This is a genomic window from Castellaniella hirudinis, assembly GCF_042651965.1.
GTDB classification, from domain to species: domain Bacteria; phylum Pseudomonadota; class Gammaproteobacteria; order Burkholderiales; family Burkholderiaceae_B; genus Castellaniella; species Castellaniella hirudinis.
In genome coordinates this window covers 153,228-177,282 of record NZ_JBHSDY010000011.1, presented here as the reverse complement: position 1 = coordinate 177,282, position 24,055 = coordinate 153,228, and the positions used below count along the sequence as shown (strand labels likewise).

Below are 24,055 nucleotides of genomic sequence, written 5' to 3'. Positions count from 1 at the left end.
TCGATAATCTATCGCATGCGCCCGCGACTCGCAAATGGATGCTTTGACAATGCGCACGCTGAACATCGGACGTGCGCACGATGGATGCGCACGCAACCCGGCCTGCACACGCAAAGCGTGTCACACGATTGCGCTATCATCACGGGAACACTGGAGCTTGCCCGTGCTATTGCAAAAAGACCAGAACCCCGCGCTCAACACCGTCACCGCCTACGGTGACGGCTTCCTGGAAATCAATCGGGTCCGCTACGACAGCGCCATCTGCTTCGCCCCCGAAGGTCCGATCCGCGGCCTCGCCGTGCGCGCCGCCGCTGAACTCGACGCCGCCCTGCTCCAGGACCTGGTCGGCCTGAAGCCGGCCGCCCGCGATCCGCTGGCCTTCCTCGACGACGCGGAGCCCGCGCTCGAGCGCCCCGCCGACGCGCCGGAGGTGCTGCTGATCGGCACCGGCCCGCGCCAGATATTCCTGCGTCCCGACGTCCTGCGGCCCTTGCTGTCGCTGGGGATCGGCGTCGAGACCATGACCACCCAGGCCGCCGCCCGGACCTACAACATCCTCATGTCGGAGGAACGGCGCGTCCTGGCCCTCTTGCTACCCGGAGATCCCTCATGACCACTGTCGCCATCGGCCGCCCGCTGCCCCCCCTGACCGCCGAAACCACCCATGGTCCCTTCGATTCCGCCGCGCTGCGGGGCAAGCCTTTCGTCCTGTATTTCTATCCCAAGGACAACACCCCGGGCTGCACCGTCGAAGCCCAGGACTTCCGTGACCGCCACGACCGGTTCGAAGCGCTGGGCTGCGCGATCTACGGCATTTCCCGCGACTCGCTGAAATCCCACCAGGGTTTCATCGACAAGCAATCCCTGTCCTTTCCCCTGATCGCCGACCCCGACGAGGCCCTGTGCGCCCTGTTCGGCGTCATGAAGCAGAAAAACATGTACGGCAAGCAGGTGCGCGGCATCGAGCGCAGCACCTTCCTGATCGATCGCCAGGGCATCCTGGTCCAGGAATGGCGCGGTGTGCGCGTCCCCGGCCACGCCGACGAAGTCCTGCAAGCCGCGCAAAACCTGGCCGCCTGAGCGGCCTCCCCAGGAGCCTGAATGCCCCTTCCGAAACCGCCGACCCGCCCGGGCGACACCGTCGAAACCGCCACCCGGACCGTAACGCCCGAATCGGCTCCAGCCCGCGCCGTGCCCGGCCCGGCGCTTGACCTGTCCCTGGACGCACTCCCGGACGCCCCTCGCACGCGGGGCGCAAAGGCCCGTCCGGTCGCCGCCATCCTGACCAAATCGGCCGGCCGCGCGGCACCTGCGCCGGCATCCGCCGCGGCGCCTGCGGCGAAAGCATCGCCTGCGCCCGCCCGGGCCGCCAAGGCGCCGGCCGCCGCCCCATCCCCCGCAGTCCAGGCGCCCGCAGCCCAAGCGCCCGCAGTGGCCGCCCAGCCCCCTGCCAAGGCAGGCAAACCCGCTCAGGCAGCCCCCGCAACCCCGGCCGCGCCCGTCGCCGCCCAGGCGGCCCCCGCCAAAACCGCGCCCGCGCCGGCCCGGCCCGCCGCGGCCCGCGCGCGCCCGAAGCGCCTGCCGGCGTCGCAGCGCAAGCTGTTCGTGCTGGACACCAATGTGCTGCTGCACGACTCCTCGTCCCTGTTCCGCTTTGCCGAACATGACGTCTTCCTGCCCATGATCGTGCTCGAAGAGCTCGACCATCAGAAGAAAGGCATGTCCGAGGTCGCTCGCAACGCCCGCCAGGTCAGCCGTTACCTGGACCAGTTGATCGGCACCGAAGACCTGTCCAAGGGCGTGCCGCTGGACGCGCTGGGCAACACCGACGCGCTGGGCTCGCTGTACTTCCAGACCCGCCCCACCGACACGACGCTGCCCCTGGAACTGCCCATGGGCAAGGCGGACAACGTCATTCTGGGTACGGTCCACGGGCTGCGCCGGGAAAACCCGAAGCGCGAGGTCGTGCTGGTGTCCAAGGACATCAATATGCGCCTCAAGGCCCGGGCGCTGGGCCTGCCGGCCGAGGACTACCTGAACGACCACGTCCTGGACGATTCCGACCTGCTCTATGACGGCGTCATGCCGCTGCCGGAAAATTTCTGGAACAAGCACGGCAAGGACATCGAATCCTGGCAGCAGAACGGCCTGACCTGGTACCGCCTGCGCGGGCCGCTGTGCAGCGAGTTCATCGTCAACGAATTCGTCTACTACGAAGGCGAAATGCCGCTGTACGCTCAGGTACGCGAAGTCACGGGCAAAAACGCCGTACTCTCCACCCTGCGCGACTTCAGCCACGCCAAGAACAGCGTCTGGGGCATCACCACGCGCAACCGCGAACAGAACTTCGCGATGAACCTGCTGATGAACCCGGACATCGACTTCGTGTCGCTGCTGGGCCAGGCGGGCACCGGCAAGACCCTGCTGGCCCTGGCCAGCGGCCTGGCCCAGACCTTCGAGACCAAGCGCTACACCGAAATCATCATCACCCGCGCCACCGTGCCGGTGGGCGATGACATCGGCTTTCTGCCGGGCACGGAAGAAGAAAAGATGCTGCCCTGGATGGGCGCGCTGGAAGACAATCTGGAAGTCCTGCACCAGGGCGCGGCAGGCGCGCTCGGCGCGCCCGGCAGCAGCAATGGCCAGGACTGGAACAAGACGCCCGCCATGGACCTGATCCGTTCCCGCATCAAGGTCAAGTCAATGAACTTCATGCGCGGCCGCACCTTCCTCAACAAGCTCCTGATCATCGACGAGGCCCAGAACCTGACGCCCAAGCAGATGAAGACCCTGGTCACCCGCGCGGGTCCCGGCACCAAGATCGTCTGCCTGGGCAACATCGCCCAGATCGACACGCCCTACCTGACCGAGGGCAGTTCGGGGCTGACCTACGTGGTGGACCGTTTCAAGGGCTGGCCGCACGCCGGCCACATCACCTTGCAGCGCGGCGAACGGTCCCGGCTGGCCGACTATGCCAGCGATGCCCTCTGAGCCCGGTTTCCCGACCGCGCCGGCCGGCGCGCCCCTGGCCTTTACGCTGGGGGACGCCGCCGGGATCGGTCCGGAACTGATCGCCCGCCTGTTCGCAGAAGGCCTGCCCCACCCCGCCGTGGTCTACGGCGACGCGGGCGCCTTGCGGCGCGCCTGCGCCGCGCTGGGACTGACGGACCTGCAGGTGCAACCGCTGGAGGCGCCGGGCGCGGGCACGGTCGGCGGCGCGATCGGCGTGCTGAACCGTTGGGACGCGCTGCCGGACGACCTGCCCTGGGGCCGGGAAGACCCGCGCGCCGGACGCGGCGCCTATGAATATCTGTGCCACGCCATCGACGACGCCCAGGCCGGCCGGGTGCGTGCGCTGGTGACGGCGCCCCTGCACAAAGGCGCGCTGCACGCGGGCGGCGTCGATTTTCCCGGCCACACCGAAATCCTGGCGCAACGCACCGGCACGGCGGACTACGCCATGATGCTGGCCAACGACGAATTGCGCGTGCTGCTGGTGACCATCCACATCGCCCTGTCCCAGGTGCCTGCAGCCCTCAGCCCGGCGGCCGAACTGCGCGCCATCCGCCTGGCGCAGCGGGCCTGCCGCCAGGCGGGCATCGCCCGGCCGCGCATCGCCGTGGCGGGCCTGAACCCGCACGCAGGCGAAGGCGGCGCCTTTGGCGACGAAGAGGCCCGCCATATCGCACCGGCCATCGCCCAGGCCCGGGCGGAAGGCCTGGACGCCAGCGGCCCCTGGCCGGGCGACACCGTGTTCATGCGCGCCCGCCAGGGAGCATTCGACATCGTGGTCGCCCAGTATCACGACCAAGGCCTGATCCCGGTGAAATACCTGGGCCTGGACGAAGGCGTGAACGTGACCGTGGGCCTGCCCTTCGTGCGCACCAGCGTGGATCACGGCACGGCCTTCGACATTGCCGGCCGCGGGATCGCCGACCCGGCCTCGCTGCGCGCGGCCGTGCGGATGGCCTTGAAAATGACCGCGGCCTGAGGGGCTCTTAGAACCCCGGCGCGGCCGAGAAATTCAGGAAGCGGGTGCTGGCCCCCTGGAAGGTCAGGCGCACCGTGCCGATGGGGCCGTTACGCTGCTTGCCGATGATGATCTCGGCCGTACCCTTGTCCGGCGAATCGGGGTTGTAGACCTCGTCGCGGTAGATGAAGATGATCACGTCGGCGTCCTGCTCGATAGCGCCCGATTCGCGCAAATCGCTCATGACGGGCCGCTTGTTGGGGCGTTGTTCCAGGCTGCGGTTCAACTGCGACAAGGCGATCAGGGGGCAGTTCAGTTCCTTGGCCAGGCCCTTGAGCGAACGGCTGATCTCTGAAATTTCGGTGGCGCGGTTCTCGCCGCCGCTGCCGGACATGAGCTGGATATAGTCGATGATGATCAGGCCGAGCTGCCCGCACTGGCGCGCCAGGCGCCGCGCCCGCGCGCGCAGTTCCATGGCCGTCAGCGCGGGGGTTTCGTCGATGTAGATCTGGGCTTCTTCGACCTTCTGCACGGCGTGCGTCAGGCGCGGCCAGTCGTCCTGGTTCAGCTTGCCGGTGCGCATGCGGTGCTGGTCCAGCATGCCGACCGAGCCGATCATCCGCATGGCCAGTTGCACCGCGCCCATTTCCATGGAAAACACGGCCACCGGCAGCCCCTGCTCGATGGCGACGTGTTCGCCGATGTTCATGGAAAACGAGGTCTTGCCCATGGACGGGCGTCCGGCCACGATGACCAGGTCGCCGGCCTGCAGGCCCGAGGTCATGCGGTCCAGGTCTTCAAACCCCGTCGGCACCCCGGTCACGTCGGAATCGCCCTCGCGGTGGTACAGCTCGTCGATGCGCTCGACCACCTGGGCCAGCAGGGGCCGGATTTCCTGGAACCCGGCCATGCCGCGCGCGCCTTCCTGGGCGATCTGGAACACGCGGGATTCAGCCTCGTCGAGGATTTCCCGGGCTTCCTTGCCCTGCGGATTGAAGGCGGCCGATGAAATCTCGTCGGCGATCGAGACCAGCTTGCGCAGCATGGACCGCTCGCGCACGATTTCCGCGTAGCGGCGGATGTTCGCCGCCGAGGGCGTGTTGTGCGCCAGCGCGTTCAGATACGGCAAGCCGCCGCATTCAGCGGATTTGCCGGCCGTGGTCAGGGATTCGTGGACGGTGACGACGTCGGCCGGCCGCGCCAGCCCCACCAGCCGGGTGATGTGCTGCCAGATCAGGCGGTGATCGAAGCGGTAGAAGTCGTCCTCGACCAGCACGTCCGCCACGCGGTCAAAGGCGGCGTTGTCCAGCAGCAGCCCGCCCAGCACCGACTGCTCGGCCTCGATGGAGTGCGGCGGCACACGCAGATAATCCAGTTGCGCGTCGGCTTCGATTTCCAAACCTGAACTCCTAAAAGAAAAGGCCGGCAATTACGCCGGCCTTTTTCAGCGACGCCGCGCCATCCCTACATTACCACGAGGAATGGCGCGCGGCGTTGCAGTGCCTTAGGCCATTTCGCCTTGCACGGTGACCGAGATGTCGGCCACCACGTCGGCGTGCAGAGCGACCTGCAGCGGGAACTCGCCCACGGTCTTGATGGCGCCGTCCGGCATGCGGACCTGGGCCTTGTGTACGTCGGCAAAACCGGCGGCCTGCAGACCCGCAGCCACGTCCATATTGGTGACCGAGCCGAACAGACGGCCGTCGACACCGGCCTTCTGGCTCAGGACCAGCACGTAGCCGGCCAGCTTCTCGCCCACGGCCTGGGCCGCGGCCAGCTTTTCAGCCTGGTGCTTTTCCAGTTCGGCGCGGCGGGCCTCGAATTCCTTCAGGGCGGCGTCGGTCGCACGGCGGGCGATCTTCTGGGGGATCAGGTAGTTGCGGGCATAGCCGTCGCGCACGCGGACCACATCGCCCAGGTTGCCGAGATTGATGACTTTTTCAAGCAGAATGACTTGCATGACGGGAAACCTCGGATCAGTTGTGGTTGTCGGTGTACGGCAACAGGGCCAGGAAGCGCGCGCGCTTGACGGCGGTGTCCAGTTGGCGCTGGTAGTGCGCCTTGGTGCCGGTCAGGCGAGCCGGAATGATCTTGCCGTTTTCCTGGATGAAATCGCGCAGGGTGTCCAGATCCTTGTAATCGATCTCTTCGACCTTGGCGACGGTGAAGCGGCAGAACTTGCGGCGCTTGAACAGCGGATTCTGTTGCCCGAACTTGCGCTTTTCCTTGGTTTTCTTGAAGTAAGCCATGATGGTTGCCTTTCTCTGTGGCCGGGCCTCTGCCCGGCATGTTCATTCAGTGTGCCTGCGCGATCCGCTGGATGTGGAACACCAGCCGGTCCGAACCCTGCCGCAACGGCGCCAGGAATCCGATGGCCTGGATCAGTGCGCCGATCGGCGCCGCTGCCAGTTCCTGGGCTACGTCTCCCAGTGCAACCGCCTGCAATTCCATGCGGACGATGCGGGGAGCGCCGGCCTCGAGGACCTCGGATTCATGTGCCATCCGGAGCCGCAGCACCGGCGTGCCTGCCGGCGTGTGGCGCAGCGGCTCGGCCTCGGCCAGACGCGCTGCGATTTCGACCCGGTTCACGGAACGCGCAAACTCCGGATCAGGAATTCGTGGACTCGGTCGCGGTCGCCTTGCGGGCTTCCTCGCGCTCGACCGACTTCATCATGATGGACGGTTCGGTGTGAGCGTGCTTGGTCTTGACGAACAGGTGGCGCAGGATCGCGTCGTTGTAGCGGAACGAGTGCTCGAGTTCATCCAGGGCGGTCTGGCCGCACTCGATGTTGAAGCACACGTAGTGGGCCTTGACGAGCTTCTGGATCGGGTAGGCCAGTTGGCGGCGGCCCCAGTCCTCGACGCGATGGATCTGGCCGCCGTTGCTGGTGACCATGGTCTGGTAGCGCTCGATCATGGCGGGCACTTGCTCGCTCTGATCGGGGTGCACAATGAACACTACTTCGTAGTGGCGCATGTAAGACTCCTTGTGGATATCTGTGATGTTGACAGACAGCCCGCCGGCACGATGCGGCCTCCTTCCTGGAAGCCACGGACGCGTCCATTGGACGCGCCACAAGCACGGTCGAGCAAGTAACCCGGCATTCTAGCACATTGATTTGGTGCGAGTCCAAGACCTTGACCGAGATTCTTGCATCAGATCTCGGCCGACACGCGCACCACTTTGGGGCAGGCTTCGAACAGCCCCAAAGTGGTGCACGCATCGTCCTGCCGAGGATTGGCGCGCCGCCGCGCTGATGAGGACCCCTTGATTTCCCCTATTTGGGGGACGAAATCAACCACGGGGCTCAGTAGCATGCCTTCCGATAACCGGGCCGCTGATGGATGCGAGCCTGGCAGATTGTCAGCAAATCGGGAGGATACATGACGCATAAAAATAATGATCGTGACGGGTGGACGCGGCCGGCAGGGCTGGCCGTCTCCGGCGTGGCGCTGGCCCTGTTGGGCGGCTGCGCCACCCATGTGGCCAATCTGCCTGCCGGGATGAACCCCCAGCCCGCCGCGCATCAGATGCAGATGCCGGAAGGCGCCATTGTCAGCATCCAGTTTCCGCTGGTCGCCGCACCGGCGGCGCTGGCCCAGCTCAACGAAGAATACGCCTGCCGATACAACGATTTCCTGAATCATCCGTTCAGCAGTTGCGGCAACTCGTCGTTTACCAACCGCTATGTGCCCTTGCTGGCCGAGCACTCTACATATTATGCCGCCGAGCTGAAGACCATTCTGGGTCGCTACATGGATATCGACCGGGTCCGGCTGGAACCTTTCGTGCTGGACTATGCCCAGGGCCGCTTCATCAATCGGCCCGTGCTGGAGGCACCGGGTGTTTCGACACTGATCATCGAGCTGTATGAGCTGCCCAGCGCGATGACGGAAACGGTCGGATCGGGCTACACGCCCACCTTCAACATCCGCACCGCCGCGTCGCAATCCCCGGAAACCTGCGGCAATCTGGTCATGGTGGCAGGACATCACCCGTTTTACAAACCGCAGGCTGACGACTGCCGGGACCTGACGGTGCGCGACGCGCCCGCATTTGCACCGCTGCATTATTACTCCGCCAAAACCGCCCCGTTGACGGACTACCCCAAGCATAAAAAGGCCTTGCAGGCGGGCTTCGTCACCACATCAGAGAGTGTGTGGGAAAAAAATCAGGACAAGTACCTGAAGCTGAGCACCGAGGAAGGCTTCATGGCGACATCCGACACCATCCAGAATGACACCTCGGACTGGATTGCGCGCATGGCGGTGCATGCGCTGGAGCAGATCGACCTGCCTGCGGTGTACCGGCAGAGTCTGGCCGGGTATGTGCGCCGCTACGATCCGGCGCTGGCCGAGCGGGCGGCAAACCAGGCGCCCCAGCCCAATGACGCGCGCAATCTTGCCATCATTGAAAAGCTGCTGGGTGCGGAAAACGATTGGCTGCTCGCGCAGGACGACGCCTTGCAGCAATCCATCCTCAATGGCAACTACGGCAGGAGTTTCCGCCAAAGCCGACGCTTGTTGGCCGACGGCTACGCCAAAGCGCAAGGACTGGGCTGGATGCAGGTGGGCGCCGTGCTGGCGGGCGGTTTCAGCTCAGGCCTGTTTGGCGGTGCGACCGCCTACAACCCGATGGCCTTGAGCAGCCACGTGATCAATACAGAAGCGCTGTTCGCCCAAAGAAGCGAGAGCCTGTCGCAAGCCCTGCTGCAAGAGCTGGTGCCCGGCGCTGAACTGCGCGCCAAGGCGATCGACGTGACCATCGAAGGGATGAAAACCAGCATCAGCGGCGAAAGCCAGGATGATATTCATCGCCAATTGCAGGCGATTTATAAAAAGCTGCGCAAATGACGATGCCCGAGACTGTCCACCTCTTTGGGGGATATCCAAAGGCGACCCGGCGCAGGGCATCCGCACCGTCCGGGCCTCTACGCCGGGCCGCCACAGGATCGTGGGCTTTCTGCCTGATCCTGTCCGGTGTCCTGACCGGATACAGTGCGCCTGTTACGGCAGCCTCGTGCGAGGCATCGCAGAAGGAATTTGCGCTGCTTGCCTCCATGGGCATGCGCGACGAAGCCGTCAGCGCCTGGAAAAACCTGCCGGCGTCCTGCCGCAAGGCGCCGGGGCAAGCGGGCAAACCGCCCGCCGCCAACGCCTCGGCCGCGGTGATCCTGCAATATGGCGCGCATTTGCACGCGCAGTACAAGAACCAGCACAGCAGCCGCCTGCAGCAGCCTCTGGCCATGGTCGAGGTTCCGGAGGTCAATCAGTCGGCCCTGGCAGGCCTGGGGCCGGACAATATGTCACGGGCCATCGGCGGCATGGTGCTGGATCTGGCCGCCTCCGGGCTGTCCTCGCATCAGCAGCACGACCTGGCCAAAACGGCGCGCCAGTTGGGGGACACCGTGCGGGGTGATGAGCAGCGCTGGTGGGACAATCCTCAATCGTCGGGGGGCGGCTATGGCGCACCGGGTCCGGACGGCGTACCGGGCCCGGCCGTGTCCCGGATTCCCCTGCCCGCCGGGATGTCCTCGGTATCATGCCAGGGGACCTTCGCCTTTCTGGCGCCTGCCATGCATGACTTTCCCGACGCGACCTTGCGCCGGATCCGCACGGACCTGCTCGCCCAAAGCATTCCCGGCACGTTTCAGCAGATCCGCAGGCAGGCCCCCAATCAGAATCAGGCGATACAGGCCCTGAAAGCGGAACTCGCCAACATCGAAGCGAGCGTCGCACGGGCCAAAGCGCAGGCGGACGAGAGCGACGGGCGGGGCGATCAGGTCAGCACACGCGAAGTCGAAAACAACACGATCGGCTTTGCCCTGCAATGCACACCCGGGGAGGCCACCATCCACATGGGCGGGGTGTGTGATTACATCCTGTGGCGCCGGCAGAGCCTGGTCTATCGGGCGATGATCGACCTGTATCCGCGCTGCTGAGGCTTTCCCGTCATACTAGCGGCTGCTCACCACCGCATAGGCGGAATGGTTGTGGATGGATTCGAAGTTTTCCGCCGTGACCTGGTAGGACGCCACGCCGGGCAGGCGTTGCAGCATCACGGCCACGTCGCGCACCAGATCCTCGACGAATTTCGGGTTCTCGTAGGCGCGCTCGGTGACGAATTTCTCGTCGGGACGCTTCAGCAGGCCCCACAACTCGCACGAGGCCTGGGATTCCACGCCGCGGATCAAGGCATCCAGGTCGACGGCCTGGACCGTGTCGTATTCCAGGTCCACGGTGACGTGCGAACGCTGGTTGTGGGCGCCGTATTCCGAGATCGCCTTCGAGCAAGGGCACAGGCTGGTCACCGGCACCTGGACGGACAGGGAAAAGCGCGGCGTCTCGTCCCGGCGGGCGTGGACGGACCAGCGCACCTGGTAGTCCATCAGGCTGCGCACGCCGGACACCGGCGCGGCCTTGTCGATGAAATAAGGGAAATCGGCCGCGAGGTCGCCGGCATCCGCATGCAGCAGGTCCAGCATGGACCGCCCCAGGTCACACAGGGCGGCGGGCGTCATCGGCTGGGCGCGATGCGACTCCAGCAGCGTGATGAAGCGCGACATGTGCGTGCCTTTTTCCTCGGCCGGCAGGGCCACGGTCATTTCCCACGCGGCAATCGTCGCCTGGGGCTGGCCGGCGCCGCCGGCCACCAGCAGGGGATGGCGCACGCCGCGCACCCCGACTCGCTGAATGGCGATCCGACGCGTATCCGGCCCGCTTTGCACATCAGGCATCGCCGTCGCGACCGGATCCAGCAGGGTGTTCATGACGCATTCCTTTTCAAGCGTTGGCGGATCGACGCCTCGATTCCGCCGGCATCCAGACCGAGACTGGCCAGGATGGCCTTCTGGTCCCCATGATCGATGAATTCATCCGGCAAACCCAGTTGCAGGATCGGGAGGACGATCGCCTCCCGGTTCAGCCATTCGGCCACGGCGCTGCCGGCGCCGCCCATGATAGCGCCCTCCTCGACCGTGACGAACAGCTCGTGGGTCTCGGCCAGGCGTCGCAGCAGCGCCTCGTCCAACGGTTTGACGAAACGCATGTCCACCAGGGTGGCGTCCAGCGCTTCGGCCGCGCGGGCGGCCTCGGGCAGCAAGGTGCCGAAGACCAGCAGCGCGACGCTCCGGCCCTCGCGGCGCACCACGGCGCGGCCGAGTTCGACCGGGTCCAGGCTGTCGCCCGGCTCGGCGCCGCAACCGGCGCCGCGCGGGTAGCGGACCGAGGCGGGTCCATCGTGCAGAAAACAGGTGTTCAGCAGCAGCCGGGCCTCGTGCTCGTCCGAGGGCGTGGCGATCACCAGGTTCGGAATGCAGCGCAGATAGGCGATGTCGTAATTGCCGGCGTGGGTCGCCCCATCGGCACCGACGATGCCGGCCCGGTCCAGGGCGAAGGTCACGTCCAGGTTCTGCAGGGCCACGTCGTGGATCAACTGATCATAGCCGCGCTGCAAAAAGGTGGAGTAGATGGCCACCACGGGCTTGCAGCCTTCGCAGGCCAGGCCGGCGGCAAAAGTCACCGCGTGCTGTTCGGCGATACCGACGTCGAAATAGCGCTGCGGAAAGCGACGCTCGAATTCGACCAGGCCGCTGCCCTCGCGCATGGCGGGCGTGATGCCCACCAGGCGGGTGTCGGCCGCCGCCATATCGCACAGCCAGTCGCCGAAGACCTGGGTGAAGGACCGGCGCGCTGGCGCAGCCGGTTTCTGGATGCCGACCGAAGGATCGAATTTCCCCGGGCCGTGATACAGGACCGGGTCGGCTTCGGCCAGCTTGTAGCCCTGGCCCTTGCGCGTGACGACGTGCAGGAACTGCAGGCCGCCGAGCCGGCGCACGTTTTCCAGGGTGGGGATCAACACGTCCAGGTCGTGGCCGTCGATCGGTCCCATGTAGTTGAAGCCCAGTTCCTCGAACAGCGTGGCGGGCGACAGCATGCCCTTGGCATGGCCTTCCAGCTTGCGCGCCAGCGCCAGCACGGGCGGCACATGCTGCAGCACGGCCCGCCCCATGTTCTTGGCATGGGCGTAGAACTGCCCCGACAACAGGCGGGCGAAGTAATAGTTCAGCGCCCCCACCGGCGGCGAAATCGACATGTCGTTGTCGTTCAGCACCACCAGCAGGTTCACGTCGGACGTGACGCCGGCGTTGTTCAGGGCCTCGAAGGCCATGCCGGCCGTCATGGCCCCGTCGCCGATGACGGCGATGTGCTGGCGCTGGGCGTCGCCCGCGTTGCGCGACGCCACGGCCATGCCCAGCGCGGCAGAGATCGAGGTCGAGGAATGCGCCGTGCCAAAAGCGTCATACGGCGATTCGGCGCGCTTCGGGAATCCGGAGATGCCGCCGTGCTGGCGCAGGCCGGACATGGCCTCGCGGCGCCCGGTCAGGATCTTGTGCGGATAGGACTGATGGCCCACGTCCCAGATCAGCCGGTCATCGGGCGTGTTGAACGCGTAATGCAGCGCCAGGGTCAGTTCGACCGTCCCCAGGTTCGAGGACAGATGCCCCCCCGTGCGCGAGACGGAGTCCAGCACGAACGCCCGCAGCTCGGCGGCCAGTTCCTTGAGGTCCCGACGGTCAAGCCGGCGCAGATCCGCCGGCGATTGGATGCCTTCCAGTAGTCTAGTCATGTTGCTTTGAATCCAGGGCCTGTCCACGCTAATGGGACCGCCCGATGATGAAGTCAGCCAGTTCGCGCAGGCGGCACGCCGACGGCCCCAGCGGCAGCAGCGCGGTGTACGCCTGCTCGCGCAGGCTGTCCAGCAGTTCGCGCGAGCCGTCCAGCCCCATGATGGAGACGTAGGTCGGTTTGCCCTGGGCGGCGTCCTTGCCGGCGGTCTTGCCCAGCGTGGCCGAATCGGCGGTCACGTCCAGGATGTCATCCACCACCTGAAAAGCCAGCCCCATGGCCGCCGCGTAGGACTCCAGGCCGGCGCGCGCCGTGCTGCTGGCCCCGGCCACCACCCCGCCCAGCAAAACGCTGGCTTCCAGCAGCGCGCCGGTCTTCATGCGGTGCATGTGTTGCAGCGCCTCGATCGGCAGCGCCTGGCCGACGCTGGCGCAGTCGATGGCCTGGCCGCCCACCATGCCGTCGCTGCCGGCGGCACGGGCCAATAGCTGCACGGCTTGAACGGTCAGGGCCGGCGCGATCGGCATCTGCGCCAGGCAATCGAAGGCCAGCGGCTGCAAGGCATCCCCGGCCAGCATGGCCAGGGCCTCGTCGTCGAACTGGCGATGGACGGTGGGCCGGCCGCGCCGCAGGTCGTCGTCATCCATGCAGGGCAGATCGTCGTGGATCAGCGAATACGCGTGGATCAGTTCGACCGCAGCAGCAGCGGCGTCCAGCGCCAGATCCTGGGCGGCGGCCGTCCCGGTCGCGGCACGGCTGGCCTCGCCGGCCGCGTAGACCAGGGCGGCGCGCACCCGCTTGCCCGGCCCCAGGACGGCATAGCGCATGGCCTCGTGCAGGCGCGCAGGATCGTCCTGAACAGGCGGCAGCAGATCGTCGAGCACCGCCGCGACGTGATCCACCCGGCTGCTGAGCCAGGCGTCGAAATTTCCCGGCACAGCGTTCATGTCGCGTCCCGCGCCGTCGCGTCGTCGTCGAAAGGCTGGAGCAACTGGCCCTGCAACACCTGGACCTGCTGCTCGACGGTTTCCAGCCGTCGCTGGCATACCTGGGCCAACGCCACGCCGCGCTGATACAAGGCGATGGACTCGTCCAGGCCCAGATTGCCGTCGTTCATACGGCCGGCCAGGTCTTCGAGTTCGGCCAGCGCCGTTTCGAAGTCCTGGGGCAATGGATCGGCGGGCCGGGGCGTGGTGTCCGGCGAGGTTTGATCGTTGACCATGGGTTTCATCTGAGCATTCCAGACTGAATTGTACGGGAACCCCGCCGGACCACGAAACCGTCCCCGCCCCCGCGTTCGGGGGTGGGGTACAATTTCGGCCCCTGCCCCGGACCGCGCCATGCGCCGTGCCGGGGAGTCCGGACGGCGCTCCGGGCAGTCTCATTCATGCGGGGGGAACCAATGACCAACCCTTACATCCCTTCCGGCGCGGATCTGGCCAGCCAGCTTCCGGTCCACCACTATTTCGACCCGGCCGTCCTGGCGCGGGAGCGCAGCCACATTTTCGACCATAGCGCGCGCTACGTGGGGCACGAAAAAATGGTGCCCGACCCCGGCGACTGGCGCACCCTGACGCATGAAGGCGGCGGTCGGGTCCTGCTGCGCGACCGCACCGACGTGCGCCTGCTGTCCAACGTCTGCCGCCACCGCCAGGCCCTGATGCTGGGCAGCCAGACCGGGCGGGATGCCGATTGTGCAGCGGGTAATTTATGCAGCACGGGCGGCCGCATTCTGTGCCCCATCCACCAGTGGAGCTACGACACGAAAGGCCAGTTGCTGAACGCCCCGCTGTTCCCGGAAAAACCGGACCTGCGGCTGCGGGACTTCCCCTTGCGCAACTGCCACGGCCTGCTGTTCGAAGGCGCGCGCGACCCCCTGGTCGACATCGGCGGTCTGTTCGAACGGCCGGAATTCGATTTTTCGGACTACGTGCTGGATCACGTGGAAGTCCACCCCTGCCATTACAACTGGAAGACCTTCATCGAGGTCTATCTGGAGGACTACCACGTCGGTCCCTTTCACCCGGGTCTGGGGCGCTTCGTCACCTGCGACGACCTGGAATGGGAGTTCGGCGAATTCCACAGCATGCAGAAGGTCGGCGTCCACCAGGCTCTGGGACAGCCGGGCACCGAGGTCTACCGCCAATGGCACGACCGCCTGCTGCACTACCGGTCCGGCTCGGCGCCCGAGTTCGGGGCGGTCTGGGTGACGTATTTCCCCACTCACATGATCGAGCTCTATCCCCATGTCCTGGTGCTGTCCACGCTGCACCCCGTCAGCCCCCAGGAAACCGTCAATGTGATCGAGTTCTACTACCCCGAGGAAATCGTCGCCTTCGAACGCGGATTCATCGAGGCCCAGCGGGCCGCCTATCTGGAAACCGCGATCGAGGATGACGAGATCGGCGAACGCATGGATGCGGGCCGCCGCGCCCTGATGGAGCGCGGCGAGAGCGAATGCGGCCCCTACCAGAGCCCGTTGGAAGACGGCATGGCGCATTTCCATGCCTGGTACCGCCATATGATGAAGTAATCAGTCGCGCGCTACCGGCCGGGCCGCATCCGCGCACCACTCGCTCCACGATCCCGGATACAGGGCCGAGCCGCGCAGGCCGGCCAGCTCCATGGCGAACAGATTGTGGCAGGCGGTGATGCCCGAACCGCACTGGTGCACGATGCCGTGGTCCAGGCGGTCGCCCAGTTGGGATTCGAATTCCGCGCGCAGCTCGCCGGCCGGCTTGAAGCGTCCGTCCGTCCCCAGATTGCGGGCAAAGGGTCGGTTCAAGGCCCCCGGGATATGGCCGCCCACCGGATCCATGGGTTCGACCGCGCCGCTGAAGCGCTCGGGCGCCCGCGCGTCCAGCACCGTAAAGCGCGGCTCGTCCAGATTGGCCAGGACGGCGCGGGCGTCGACCACCGGCATGGTCGGCTTGCCCGCAGGCGTGAGGCCCTGGATCGCCTGGGCCTCGCTGAGGGACGGCGCGCGCGCGCCGGTCTCGACCGCCCCGCCGGCCGCTTGCCAGGCAGCCCAGCCGCCGTCCAGCACCGAGACGGCGTCATGCCCCAGCCAGCGCAGCATCCACCACAGATGGGCTGCGAACATGGCGTTGCCGGCGTCATAGACCACCACTTCGGTGCGGGCCGTCAGGCCCTGGGCACGCATCAGGGCGGCAAAATCGGCGCGGTCCGGCAGGGGGTGACGGCCGTTACGCCCGGTCTTGAGGGCGCACAGCTGGGTTTCATGATCCAGGTACAGGGCCCCGGGCACGTGGCCCGCCTCGTAGGCCCGCCGGCCCGCCTGATGGTCCGCCAGATCGTGGCGCACGTCGAAGACCAGGCAGCCCGGCCGGGCCAGGCGGTCGCGCAAGGCATCGGGCTGTATCAACAATGCGGTCATGACGGGTTTACCTCCTTCGTGGGAATGCCTGCGCCTTCGGGCCGCGCGGCGCCTTCGCCCCGCAGCGCGCGGGACTCGGTATACGTGCGCCAGACCGACAGCAGGCCGGAACCGATGATCAGCGCCATGCCGGCCCAGGCCAGCGGCGTCGGCCGGTCGCCCCAGAACAGGACGCCGATCAGGGCGGCAAAGATGATGGTCATGTACTGCAGCGCCGCCGTCAACAGGGTAGACCCCAAGCCGAAGGCCCGGGTCATGGCCAACTGGCCCACCAGCCCCGCCGAGCCCAGCCCGACCAGGGCCAGCAAGGTCAGCGGATCGCTGGTGCGCCAGCCCTGCAGCCCGATGCCGACCCCGCCGCTCAGGCAGACGCCCAGCGAAAACAGCAACACCGTACGCCATTCAGGCTCGCCGATCTGGCCCAGTTGGCGAATCTGCATCATGGCGATTGCCGCCAGCCCGCCCGCGCCCAACCCCATCAGGGCGGCGAGCCACTGGTCGTGCTCGATGCTGGGGCGCAGCACGCCCAGCACTCCCAGAAAGCCGGCCAGCACCGCCAGCACGCGCACCGGATCACGCTGGGCGCCGCCGAAAAACAGCAGCCAGCCCGCGATGAACAGCGGCGCCGTGTAGTTCAGGCTGATCGCCGTGGGCAGCGCCAGATGGGCCAGGGCGAAAAAGCCCAGCCACATGGAGGTGATGCCGCTGAGATTGCGCCAGATGTGCAGGCGCCAACTGGACGGGCGGACCGTGCGCCGCGTGTAACGCGCCCAGCCATACAGGACAAGGACGGAGGGGATGCCCCGGAACAGGACGATTTCCGGCAAAGTGGCGCCGAAGTCGGCGGCAACCTTCACGAAGGCCCCCATCATGGCGAACATGGCGCAGGCCAGCAACATCCACAAAGACTGCATGCGTCACCAAAGACAGGGATACGAACCGAAAGCCGATACTATACACTTTGGGCATCTTTTCCCCTCTTTAGTCGTCCCTTCTGCGGAGCCCCGCCCCCATGAAACGTATCATCCTGTTCCTCGTGACCAATATGGCGGTCATGCTGGTACTCAACATCACCATGAATCTGCTGGGGGTCGGCCGCTACCTGACCGCCAACGGCATCGACCCGGTCGCGCTGCTGGTGTTCGCGGCGGTCCTGGGCTTCACGGGCTCGTTCATCTCGCTGCTGATGAGCAAATGGATGGCCAAGTCCAGCACCGGCGCCCGGGTCATCGACCCGCAACGGCCCGGCAACCAGCGCGAAGCCTGGCTGGTCAACACCGTACACCAGCTGGCCGACCGGGCCGGCATCGGCCGCCCCGAGGTCGCCATCTACGAAGGCGCGCCCAACGCCTTCGCCACGGGCGCCTTCCGCAACGATTCCCTGGTGGCGGTCTCCACCGGCCTGCTCTCGTCCATGACCGAGGAAGAAGTCGCCGCCGTGCTGGGCCACGAGGTCTCGCACATCGCCAACGGCGACATGGTGACCCTCACCCTGATCCAGGGCGTGGTCAACACCTTCGTCATCTTCCTGTCGCGCCTGGTCGGCTATTTCATCGACCGCGCCGTGCTGAAGAACGAGCGCGGCGTGGGCATGGGCTACTACGCCAGCGTCTTCATCTGCGAAATCCTCTTCGGCGTCCTCGCCTCGATCATCGTCGCCTGGTTCTCCCGCCAGCGCGAATTCCGCGCCGACGCGGGCGCGGCCCGCCTGATGGGCGCGCGCGAACCCATGATCCGGGCGCTGGCCCGCCTGGGAGGGGTCGAGGCCGGCGAACTGCCCAAGTCCTTCGCCGCCTCGGGCATCGCGGGCGGCGGCCTCGGCGCCCTGTTCGCCTCGCACCCGCCCATCGAGCAACGCATCGAGGCCCTGCGCCGCCAGTCGGCCTGATTCGATCGGGTCAGACGTGCGTGAACTCCAGGTCCTGATCGCTTTCGGCGGTTACGTCGCCCTGCTGCTGTGGGGCGTGCACATGGTGCAGACCGGCGTGCAGCGGGCCTTCGGCAAGGCGCTGGGCCTGTGGATGAGCCGCGCCATGGGCTCGTCCCCGCGCGCCTTCGGCACCGGCTTGCTGATCACCGCCGCCATCCAGAGCAGCACCGCCACCGGCCTGATGATCACCGGCTTTGCCCTGGACGGCCTGGTGCCCCTGGTGCCGGGCCTGGCGGCCATGCTGGGCGCCAACGTCGGCACCACGCTGATCGTCCAGGCGCTGTCCTTCGACCCGACGGCCCTGGCGCCGGGCCTGGTGCTCGTCGGCGTCTGGATGTTCCGCCACTACGAGCCGGGCCGCGCCCGCGACCTGGGACGGACGTTGATCGGCCTGGGCTTGCTGCTGCTGGCCCTGCACCAGTTGGTGACCCTGTTCGAGCCGCTGCAGAACGCGCCGCTGCTGGGCAGCGCCCTGCAAGCGCTGGCCGGCGCGCCGGTGATCGCCCTGGCGGTCAGCGCGGCGCTGACCTGGGCCTCGCATTCCAGCGTCGCCGTGGTCGTGCTGATCATGTCGCTGGCGCACCACGATCTGGTCTCGCCGGAACTGGCCTATACGCTGGTCCTGGGCGCCAATCTGGGCACCGCCATCAACCCGGTCCTGGAAGGCGGCGGCGACGGCAACCCGGCCTCCCGCCGCGTGCCCATGGGCAATCTGGGCACCCGTGTCGCCGGCTGTCTGCTGGGCATGGCCCTGCTGCCCTGGGCCGGGACGGTCATGGCGGCGCTGGGCGATGCCTCGCACGGCGTGGCGAACTTCCACCTGCTGTTCAATCTGGTGGTGGCCGGCTGCTTCATGCCCGCCCTGCGCCCCTACGCCCGGCTGCTGCAGCGGCTGCTGCCGCTGCGCGTCGACCCCCACGACCCGGCCCGCCCCCAGTATCTGGACGAATCCGCCCGCGAAGTCCCGGCCGTGGCCCTGGGCCAGGCCGCCCGCGAAGCCCTGCGGCTGACGGATTTGCTGCGCGAATCGCTGCAACTGACCGGGCAGGCCCTGCTGCGCGAGGACCCCCGGGCCGCCAGCCAGGCGCGCTACCTGAACGGCGCCATCAGCCAGCTCGACCGCTCGGTGACCACTTACCTGGCGACCCAGGACCAGGAAAGCCTCAGCGCCGAAGACGAACAGTACATGAAGTCCATCCTGGCCTTTTCCATGAACATCGCCTATGCCGCCGACGTATCCGGCATGGGCCTGCTGGGCCACGCCGGCAAGCTGCACAAGAAGCACTGGACGCTGGACGCCGAGCAGCGCGCGGAACTGGCCGAGACCCTGGAGCGGCTGCAACGCAATCTGCGCCAGGCCGCCGCCCTGTTCGTCTCGGGCGACCGCGCCACGGCCCGCGCCCTGGCGTTTGAAAAGGAACACTTCCGCACGCTGGAGAGCCGGGCGTCCGAACGCCACCTGGAGCGCATCAAGACCGGCCGCCTCGACGTGGCCGAAGTCGGCGCCTTCTACCTGGAAATCCTGCGTGATGCGGGCGGGGTGAACGCCTGCCTGGTCAATGCGGCGGCCTACCCTGTCCTGGACCGCCACGGCGAACTGCGCCCCAACCGGCTGCGCGAATCGGAATAAAGAGACGGGGCCGGTCCGGCATCCGGCATGGCGCCGACGCCGCCCCTGCCCTCAGTGTGCGGCGCCCCAATCGGGACCGACCCCGACCTCGGCCACCAGCGGCACCGCCAGTTCCGCCACCCCGGCCATCAGCGCCGGCACCCGTTCGCGCAGGACCTCGACTTCGTCCTCGACCGCGTCGAACACCAGTTCGTCGTGGACCTGCATCACCATCAGGCTGCGCAGGCCTTCGGCATCGAGCCAGTCCTGCACCGCCACCATGGCGCGTTTGATGAGGTCGGCCGCCGTGCCCTGCATGGGCGCATTGATGGCGGCACGCTCGGCGGCGGCCGCGCGCGGCCCCTTGGCGCCGGACAGTTCGGGGAAATACAGGCGCCGCCCGAACACGGTTTCCACATACCCTTGCTCGCGGGCCTGGCGGCGCACGCGGTCCATGTAGTCGGCCACGCCGGGATAGCGCATGAAATAGCGGTCGATATAGGACTTGGCCGCCGCCCGGGTGATGCCCAGATTGCTGGCCAGGCCGAATTCGCCCATGCCGTAGATCAGGCCGAAATTGATGGCCTTGGCCGCGCGGCGGTGTTCCGCGTCGACCTGATCCGGGGGCAGGCCGAAGACCTCGGCCGCCGTGGCGCGGTGGATGTCCAGTCCCTGGGCAAAGGCCCGGCGCAGGTTCTCGTCGCCCGACACGTGCGCCATCACGCGCAGTTCGATCTGCGAGTAGTCGGCCGACACGATCCGCCCCAGGCTGGCGACGAAGGCGGAACGCACGCGACGGCCCTCGGCGGTGCGCACGGGGATGTTCTGCAGATTCGGATCGGACGAGGCCAGCCGCCCCGTCACCACGGCGGCCTGGGCGTAGCGCGTGTGCACCCGGCCGGTGCGCGGGTCGATCATGCGCGGCAGCTTGTCGGTGTAGGTGGATTTCAGTTTGGCAATGCCGCGATAGTCGAGCAGCAGGCGCGGCAAGGGGTAGTCGGCCGCCAGCCGGGTCAGCACGTCCTCGTCGGTGGACGGTGCGCCGCCCGCCGTCTTGCGCAACACGGGCAGTTGCATGCGCTGGAACAGGATCTCGCCCAGTTGCTTGGGCGAATTCAGATTGAAAGGCTGGCCCGCCAGGACGTGGGCCTGGGCTTCCAGATCGATCATCTGCCGGCCCAGTTCGTGGCTCTGCGCGGCCAGCACCCCGGCGTCGATGGCCACACCGTTGCGCTCGATACGCGTCAAGGCATCAGAGACGCGGATTTCCAGTTCATACGTGTCATTCAGCCCCGTTTCGGCCTGGACCTGCGGGTACAGCACCTGATGCAGGCGCAGCGTGAAATCGGCGTCCTCGGCGGCATAGTGCGCGGCCTGGTCCAGTGCGACCTCGTCAAAGCCGATCTGGCGCGCGCCCTTGCCGCACAAATCCTCGTACGTCGTGCCCGTCAGCCCCAGCCACTGAATGCAGAGGTCCTGCAGGTTCACGCGCCGATGGGACTGCAAGACATAGGCCTGCAGCATCGTGTCGTGCCGCACCCCGCGCAGGGCGACGCCCTCGTTGGCGAACACATGGGTATCGTATTTGGCATTGTGCAGCAGTTTGGGCGCAGCGGGATTTTCCAGCCAGGGGCGCAGGCGCTCCAGCACCAGGGCGCGATCCAGTTGGTCGGGCGTGCCCGGCGCGCGATGCCCCACCGGAATATAGGCGGCATGGCCGGGCTCGATGGCAAACGACAGCCCCACCAGTCGGGCCGCCATCGGATCCAGGCTGGTGGTTTCCGTGTCCAGGGCGGCCAGGGGCGCGGCCTGCAACCGGGCCAGCCAGGCGTCCAACGCCGCCTCGTCCAGGATCGTTTCGTACTGCACCGCGTCAGGCGCGGGCGGAGCCTCGTGCGCCACGCGCGCGTCCTGGTCCGGGATGCGGTCCGGTTCGCCGGTTTCCTCGCGCAGCCAGGTCCGGAACCCGTAGTTCTCGTACAGCTTCACCAGGGTGTCGTGGTCGGGCGCGCGCAGGTCCAGCGCGGCGGGTTCCCAGCCGGCCTCCAGTTCGCAGTCCAGGCGGATGGTCAGCAGGTCCCGCGTCAGGGGGAAATTCGGCGCCGCCGCGCGCAGGTTTTCTCCGGCCACGCCCCGGATTTCGTCGGCGCGCGCGACCAGCGTGTCGATGTCGCCATATTCGCCCAGCCACTTGGCGGCGGTCTTGGGACCGACCTTGGCCACGCCCGGCACATTGTCCACCGTGTCGCCGATCAGCATCAGGTAATCGATGATGCGCTCGGGCGGCACGCCGAACTTGCGGATCACGCCCTCGCGGTCCTGGCGTTCGCCCGACATGGTGTTGATCAGCTCGACCCGGTCATTGACCAATTGGGCCAGATCCTTGTCGCCCGTCGAAATGATGGTATAAAAGTCGCTTTCGCCCGCCTGGCGCGCCAGAGTCCCGATGATGTCATCGGCCTCCACGCCCGGCGCCACAATCACCGTCCAGCCCAGCGCAGCGGTGGCCTGATGGATCGGCCCGATCTGGGCGCGCAGATCCTCCGGCATCGATGGACGATTGGCCTTGTAATCAGGGTAGATCGTCTCCCGGAACGAACCGCCGGGCGCATCGAACACGCAGGCCCCGTGTGTGGCCACGTCCTTGTAATCCAGCAACAGCCTCCGTAACATGGAGATGACGCCATACAAGGCTCCAGTGGGTTCGCCGCGCGCATTACGCAGATCAGGCATCGCATGGTAGGCGCGGTACAGGTAGCTGGACCCATCCACGAGCAACAAGGTTTTTTTCATGACAAACAATAAGACGAAACGCACTTCGGCTGAACAACAGATTCCCACGATTATTGCAGAGATGAGCGCCGCCGCCGCCGCTTTTCAGAAAATCGGCCTGGGGGTCAGCCTTTTCGGCAGCGCCCGGATTCCCCGCGACCATCCCTTCTATGCCACGGGCCAGGAACTGGGCGCGCGCATCGCCCAACTGGGTCTGCCGGTCATCGCCGGGGGCGGCCCCGGCCTGATGGAAGCCGCCAACCGCGGCGCCTTCGAGGCGGGCGGGCGCAGCGTCGGCCTGAACATCCGCCTGCCGCGCGAAAAAGCCGACAACTCCTACCAGACCGACAGCCTGCACTTCGAATACTTCACGTCGCGCAAATCCGCGTTCTTCATGTACAGCCTGGCCTACGTGGTGCTGCCCGGCGGCTTCGGCACGCTGGACGAACTGTTCGAAGCCATCACGCTGATCCAGACCATGAAGCAGCCGCCTGTGCCCATCGTTCTGGTGGGCGTGGAATTCTGGTCCGGCCTGGTGGACTGGGTCCGCGACCAGTTGCTGACCCACGGCATGATCGGCCCCTTCGACCTCGACCTGCTGCTGGTCACCGACGATATCGACGAAATCATCCGTCACATCCAGGAAGCCGCCCAGATCGAACAGCGCCGCGAACCCGCACTGCCGACCTGAATCGCGCCGCGCGCACGGTTCCCGGGCCGCGCAGCCGCAAAAACCTGAACCAGACCTAAGGGTAACGCTGGATGCGCCCGGGCAAAAACCTGGGTTAACATCACGCCTTGTTACCGTCGGCCGGTGTCACCCGCCGCCCGACTCCCCAGGAGAACATTCGATGAAAACCACCCTGCTTGGCGCCGCACTGCTGATTGCGGCCGGCCTGATCCCCGCTGTCGGCTCCGCCGCCGACGCCAAGGAACTCAAGATCGCCACCGAAGCCGGCTATCCTCCGTTCGAATACCGCAACCCCAACGGCCAGCTCGAAGGCTTTGACATCGACATCGGCAACGAAGTCTGCAAGCGCATGAACCGCAACTGCGTGTGGATCGACATGTCCTTCGACAGCCTGATCCCCGGCCTGCAAGCGCGCAAGTTCGACCTGGCCAACTCCACCATGACCGCCACCGAGGCCCGGAAAAAAGTCATCGACTTCTCCACGCCCATGTACATCGTGCCGGTCAAGCTGATGGTCAAGAAAGGCAGCGGCCTGGAGCCCACCGCCGAATCCCTGAAGGGCAAGCGCGTCGGCGTCCAGCAAGGCACCACGATGGAAACCTACGCCCGCAAGCACTGGGCCCCCAAGGGCGCCGAGATCATCGCCTACCCCAGCTACACCAACGCCTACGTGGACGTCACGGCCGGCCGTCTGGACGCCACCTTCCAGGAAGCCCAGAGCGCGGTCGACGGCTTCCTGAACAAGCCCGAAGGCGCCGGCTACGAGCTCGCCGCCATGACGCTGGACGATCCGATCCTGAACGAACCCATCGCCATGGGCATCCGCAAGGGCAACGCGCTCAAGGCCGACGTGGACAAGGTCCTCAAGGCCATGCTGGCCGACGGCACGATCCAGGGCTACGCGAAGAAATACTTCGCCGAGGGCCTGATCAAGTTCCCCGCCCAGTAATCCCGCGCCGCCGCGCCATGTCGACCGACCGCGCGGCCGGCCCATCCCAATCCGGGTGTGCCGCCCTGGCGTATAGGCCGGGGCGGCACACTGTCCATTCCCAAGTTCC

23 protein-coding genes are annotated in these 24,055 nt (G+C 66.7%); 11 read left to right on the top strand and 12 right to left on the bottom strand.

What is annotated here, in order from left to right; translation table 11 throughout:
* Positions 1–163 precede the first annotated feature (163 nt).
* Genes ACFO0J_RS17300 through pdxA form a run of 4 tightly spaced genes read left to right on the top strand, consistent with a single transcriptional unit; the run spans position 164 to position 3,991 of the window.
* Entirely contained in the window at positions 164–613 is a 450-nt protein-coding gene (locus tag ACFO0J_RS17300; protein WP_376814333.1) for an Mth938-like domain-containing protein, read from the top strand.
* Positions 610–1,080 carry a peroxiredoxin gene (locus ACFO0J_RS17295; protein WP_376814332.1) on the top strand — a complete coding sequence of 157 codons (471 nt, stop codon included), beginning with the start codon at positions 610–612 and terminating at the stop codon, positions 1,078–1,080. The genes ACFO0J_RS17300 and ACFO0J_RS17295 overlap by 4 nt, the downstream gene beginning before the upstream one ends.
* A gap of 21 nt (positions 1,081–1,101) precedes the next feature.
* Positions 1,102–2,991, top strand: coding sequence for a PhoH family protein (locus tag ACFO0J_RS17290; protein WP_376814331.1), 1,890 nt, complete (start codon positions 1,102–1,104; stop codon positions 2,989–2,991).
* Positions 2,981–3,991: a 4-hydroxythreonine-4-phosphate dehydrogenase PdxA gene (gene pdxA / locus ACFO0J_RS17285; RefSeq protein ID WP_376814330.1), complete on the top strand. Its 1,011-nt coding sequence runs from the start codon at positions 2,981–2,983 to the stop codon at positions 3,989–3,991. The genes ACFO0J_RS17290 and pdxA overlap by 11 nt, the downstream gene beginning before the upstream one ends.
* Before the next feature lie 7 nt (positions 3,992–3,998).
* Here pdxA and ACFO0J_RS17280 read toward each other — a convergent pair whose 3' ends face one another.
* The 5 genes from ACFO0J_RS17280 to rpsF all read right to left on the bottom strand — a co-directional run bounded on the left by ACFO0J_RS17280 (position 3,999) and on the right by rpsF (position 6,947).
* Complete coding sequence (locus ACFO0J_RS17280) at positions 3,999–5,369, bottom strand: replicative DNA helicase (RefSeq protein ID WP_376814329.1); 1,371 nt, start codon at positions 5,367–5,369, stop codon at positions 3,999–4,001.
* Between the two features lie 105 nt (positions 5,370–5,474).
* The gene (gene rplI, locus ACFO0J_RS17275) at positions 5,475–5,930 is read right to left on the bottom strand and encodes a 50S ribosomal protein L9 (RefSeq protein WP_376814328.1); all 456 of its coding nucleotides are present in this window, start codon (positions 5,928–5,930) and stop codon (positions 5,475–5,477) included.
* 16 nt (positions 5,931–5,946) lie between these two features.
* A complete protein-coding gene (rpsR, locus tag ACFO0J_RS17270; protein WP_376814327.1) occupies positions 5,947–6,219 on the bottom strand; it encodes a 30S ribosomal protein S18 in 273 nt (90 codons plus the stop codon).
* Between the two features lie 46 nt (positions 6,220–6,265).
* A complete protein-coding gene (gene priB, locus ACFO0J_RS17265) occupies positions 6,266–6,559 on the bottom strand; it encodes a primosomal replication protein N (protein ID WP_376814326.1) in 294 nt (97 codons plus the stop codon).
* A gap of 19 nt (positions 6,560–6,578) precedes the next feature.
* The gene (gene rpsF, locus ACFO0J_RS17260; protein ID WP_376814325.1) at positions 6,579–6,947 is read right to left on the bottom strand and encodes a 30S ribosomal protein S6; all 369 of its coding nucleotides are present in this window, start codon (positions 6,945–6,947) and stop codon (positions 6,579–6,581) included.
* 368 nt (positions 6,948–7,315) lie between these two features.
* On the opposite strand from rpsF, the gene ACFO0J_RS17255 reads away from it, so the two are divergent.
* Positions 7,316–8,824 carry a hypothetical protein gene (locus ACFO0J_RS17255; RefSeq protein WP_376814324.1) on the top strand — a complete coding sequence of 503 codons (1,509 nt, stop codon included), beginning with the start codon at positions 7,316–7,318 and terminating at the stop codon, positions 8,822–8,824.
* A 206-nt stretch (positions 8,825–9,030) separates the two neighbouring features.
* The gene (locus ACFO0J_RS17250) at positions 9,031–9,912 is read left to right on the top strand and encodes a hypothetical protein (protein WP_376814323.1); all 882 of its coding nucleotides are present in this window, start codon (positions 9,031–9,033) and stop codon (positions 9,910–9,912) included.
* A 15-nt stretch (positions 9,913–9,927) separates the two neighbouring features.
* On the opposite strand, the gene folE2 is transcribed toward ACFO0J_RS17250, so the two are convergent.
* From folE2 to ACFO0J_RS17230, 4 genes are read right to left on the bottom strand one after another with little or no spacing between them, the layout of a single operon-like run.
* Positions 9,928–10,740 carry a GTP cyclohydrolase FolE2 gene (gene folE2, locus ACFO0J_RS17245; RefSeq protein WP_376814322.1) on the bottom strand — a complete coding sequence of 271 codons (813 nt, stop codon included), beginning with the start codon at positions 10,738–10,740 and terminating at the stop codon, positions 9,928–9,930.
* A complete protein-coding gene (gene dxs, locus ACFO0J_RS17240) occupies positions 10,737–12,599 on the bottom strand; it encodes a 1-deoxy-D-xylulose-5-phosphate synthase (protein ID WP_376814321.1) in 1,863 nt (620 codons plus the stop codon). The genes folE2 and dxs overlap by 4 nt, the downstream gene beginning before the upstream one ends.
* 28 nt (positions 12,600–12,627) lie before the next feature.
* Positions 12,628–13,545: a polyprenyl synthetase family protein gene (locus tag ACFO0J_RS17235; RefSeq protein ID WP_376814320.1), complete on the bottom strand. Its 918-nt coding sequence runs from the start codon at positions 13,543–13,545 to the stop codon at positions 12,628–12,630.
* Positions 13,542–13,820, bottom strand: a complete 279-nt coding sequence (locus ACFO0J_RS17230) for an exodeoxyribonuclease VII small subunit (RefSeq protein WP_376814377.1) — start codon at positions 13,818–13,820, stop codon at positions 13,542–13,544. The genes ACFO0J_RS17235 and ACFO0J_RS17230 overlap by 4 nt, the downstream gene beginning before the upstream one ends.
* A 180-nt stretch (positions 13,821–14,000) precedes the next feature.
* On the opposite strand from ACFO0J_RS17230, the gene ACFO0J_RS17225 reads away from it, so the two are divergent.
* Positions 14,001–15,131 (top strand): aromatic ring-hydroxylating oxygenase subunit alpha, encoded by a 1,131-nt coding sequence (locus ACFO0J_RS17225; RefSeq protein WP_376814319.1) that lies wholly within the window; start codon positions 14,001–14,003, stop codon positions 15,129–15,131.
* Here ACFO0J_RS17225 and ACFO0J_RS17220 read toward each other — a convergent pair whose 3' ends face one another.
* Both ACFO0J_RS17220 and ACFO0J_RS17215 read right to left on the bottom strand, forming a co-directional pair.
* Positions 15,132–15,995 (bottom strand): sulfurtransferase, encoded by an 864-nt coding sequence (locus tag ACFO0J_RS17220; RefSeq protein WP_376814318.1) that lies wholly within the window; start codon positions 15,993–15,995, stop codon positions 15,132–15,134.
* Complete coding sequence (locus ACFO0J_RS17215) at positions 15,992–16,909, bottom strand: DMT family transporter (protein ID WP_376814317.1); 918 nt, start codon at positions 16,907–16,909, stop codon at positions 15,992–15,994. The genes ACFO0J_RS17220 and ACFO0J_RS17215 overlap by 4 nt, the downstream gene beginning before the upstream one ends.
* Positions 16,910–17,007: 98 nt before the next feature.
* Here ACFO0J_RS17215 and htpX point away from each other — a divergent pair, with 98 nt between their 5' ends.
* Positions 17,008–17,883: a protease HtpX gene (htpX, locus tag ACFO0J_RS17210; RefSeq protein ID WP_376814316.1), complete on the top strand. Its 876-nt coding sequence runs from the start codon at positions 17,008–17,010 to the stop codon at positions 17,881–17,883.
* Between the two features lie 16 nt (positions 17,884–17,899).
* On the top strand, positions 17,900–19,555 hold the full coding sequence (locus tag ACFO0J_RS17205; RefSeq protein ID WP_376814315.1) for a Na/Pi cotransporter family protein: 1,656 nt from the start codon (positions 17,900–17,902) through the stop codon (positions 19,553–19,555).
* A gap of 51 nt (positions 19,556–19,606) precedes the next feature.
* Here ACFO0J_RS17205 and polA read toward each other — a convergent pair whose 3' ends face one another.
* On the bottom strand, positions 19,607–22,327 hold the full coding sequence (polA, locus tag ACFO0J_RS17200) for a DNA polymerase I (protein ID WP_376814314.1): 2,721 nt from the start codon (positions 22,325–22,327) through the stop codon (positions 19,607–19,609).
* Here polA and ACFO0J_RS17195 point away from each other — a divergent pair.
* Complete coding sequence (locus ACFO0J_RS17195) at positions 22,326–22,997, top strand: LOG family protein (protein ID WP_376814313.1); 672 nt, start codon at positions 22,326–22,328, stop codon at positions 22,995–22,997. The two genes, polA and ACFO0J_RS17195, sit on opposite strands and share 2 nt — an antisense overlap.
* Positions 22,998–23,157: 160 nt before the next feature.
* Positions 23,158–23,946 (top strand): transporter substrate-binding domain-containing protein, encoded by a 789-nt coding sequence (locus ACFO0J_RS17190; RefSeq protein ID WP_376814312.1) that lies wholly within the window; start codon positions 23,158–23,160, stop codon positions 23,944–23,946.
* Positions 23,947–24,055 lie beyond the last annotated feature (109 nt).

What these genes read in the sequence shown, in the direction of transcription:
- ACFO0J_RS17295 (WP_376814332.1), top strand. Translation starts at nt 610, where the DNA reads ATGACCACTGTCGCCATCGGCCGCCCGCTGCCCCCCCTGACCGCCGAA.
- ACFO0J_RS17290 (WP_376814331.1), top strand. Translation starts at nt 1,102, where the DNA reads ATGCCCCTTCCGAAACCGCCGACCCGCCCGGGCGACACCGTCGAAACC.
- pdxA (WP_376814330.1), top strand. Translation starts at nt 2,981, where the DNA reads ATGCCCTCTGAGCCCGGTTTCCCGACCGCGCCGGCCGGCGCGCCCCTG.
- rplI (WP_376814328.1), bottom strand. Translation starts at nt 5,930, where the DNA reads ATGCAAGTCATTCTGCTTGAAAAAGTCATCAATCTCGGCAACCTGGGC.
- rpsR (WP_376814327.1), bottom strand. Translation starts at nt 6,219, where the DNA reads ATGGCTTACTTCAAGAAAACCAAGGAAAAGCGCAAGTTCGGGCAACAG.
- rpsF (WP_376814325.1), bottom strand. Translation starts at nt 6,947, where the DNA reads ATGCGCCACTACGAAGTAGTGTTCATTGTGCACCCCGATCAGAGCGAG.
- ACFO0J_RS17255 (WP_376814324.1), top strand. Translation starts at nt 7,316, where the DNA reads ATGCGAGCCTGGCAGATTGTCAGCAAATCGGGAGGATACATGACGCAT.
- ACFO0J_RS17250 (WP_376814323.1), top strand. Translation starts at nt 9,031, where the DNA reads ATGGGCATGCGCGACGAAGCCGTCAGCGCCTGGAAAAACCTGCCGGCG.
- folE2 (WP_376814322.1), bottom strand. Translation starts at nt 10,740, where the DNA reads ATGAACACCCTGCTGGATCCGGTCGCGACGGCGATGCCTGATGTGCAA.
- dxs (WP_376814321.1), bottom strand. Translation starts at nt 12,599, where the DNA reads ATGACTAGACTACTGGAAGGCATCCAATCGCCGGCGGATCTGCGCCGG.
- ACFO0J_RS17235 (WP_376814320.1), bottom strand. Translation starts at nt 13,545, where the DNA reads ATGAACGCTGTGCCGGGAAATTTCGACGCCTGGCTCAGCAGCCGGGTG.
- ACFO0J_RS17230 (WP_376814377.1), bottom strand. Translation starts at nt 13,820, where the DNA reads ATGGTCAACGATCAAACCTCGCCGGACACCACGCCCCGGCCCGCCGAT.
- ACFO0J_RS17225 (WP_376814319.1), top strand. Translation starts at nt 14,001, where the DNA reads ATGACCAACCCTTACATCCCTTCCGGCGCGGATCTGGCCAGCCAGCTT.
- ACFO0J_RS17220 (WP_376814318.1), bottom strand. Translation starts at nt 15,995, where the DNA reads ATGACCGCATTGTTGATACAGCCCGATGCCTTGCGCGACCGCCTGGCC.
- ACFO0J_RS17215 (WP_376814317.1), bottom strand. Translation starts at nt 16,909, where the DNA reads ATGCAGTCTTTGTGGATGTTGCTGGCCTGCGCCATGTTCGCCATGATG.
- htpX (WP_376814316.1), top strand. Translation starts at nt 17,008, where the DNA reads ATGAAACGTATCATCCTGTTCCTCGTGACCAATATGGCGGTCATGCTG.
- ACFO0J_RS17195 (WP_376814313.1), top strand. Translation starts at nt 22,326, where the DNA reads ATGACAAACAATAAGACGAAACGCACTTCGGCTGAACAACAGATTCCC.
- polA (WP_376814314.1), bottom strand. Translation starts at nt 22,327, where the DNA reads ATGAAAAAAACCTTGTTGCTCGTGGATGGGTCCAGCTACCTGTACCGC.
- ACFO0J_RS17190 (WP_376814312.1), top strand. Translation starts at nt 23,158, where the DNA reads ATGAAAACCACCCTGCTTGGCGCCGCACTGCTGATTGCGGCCGGCCTG.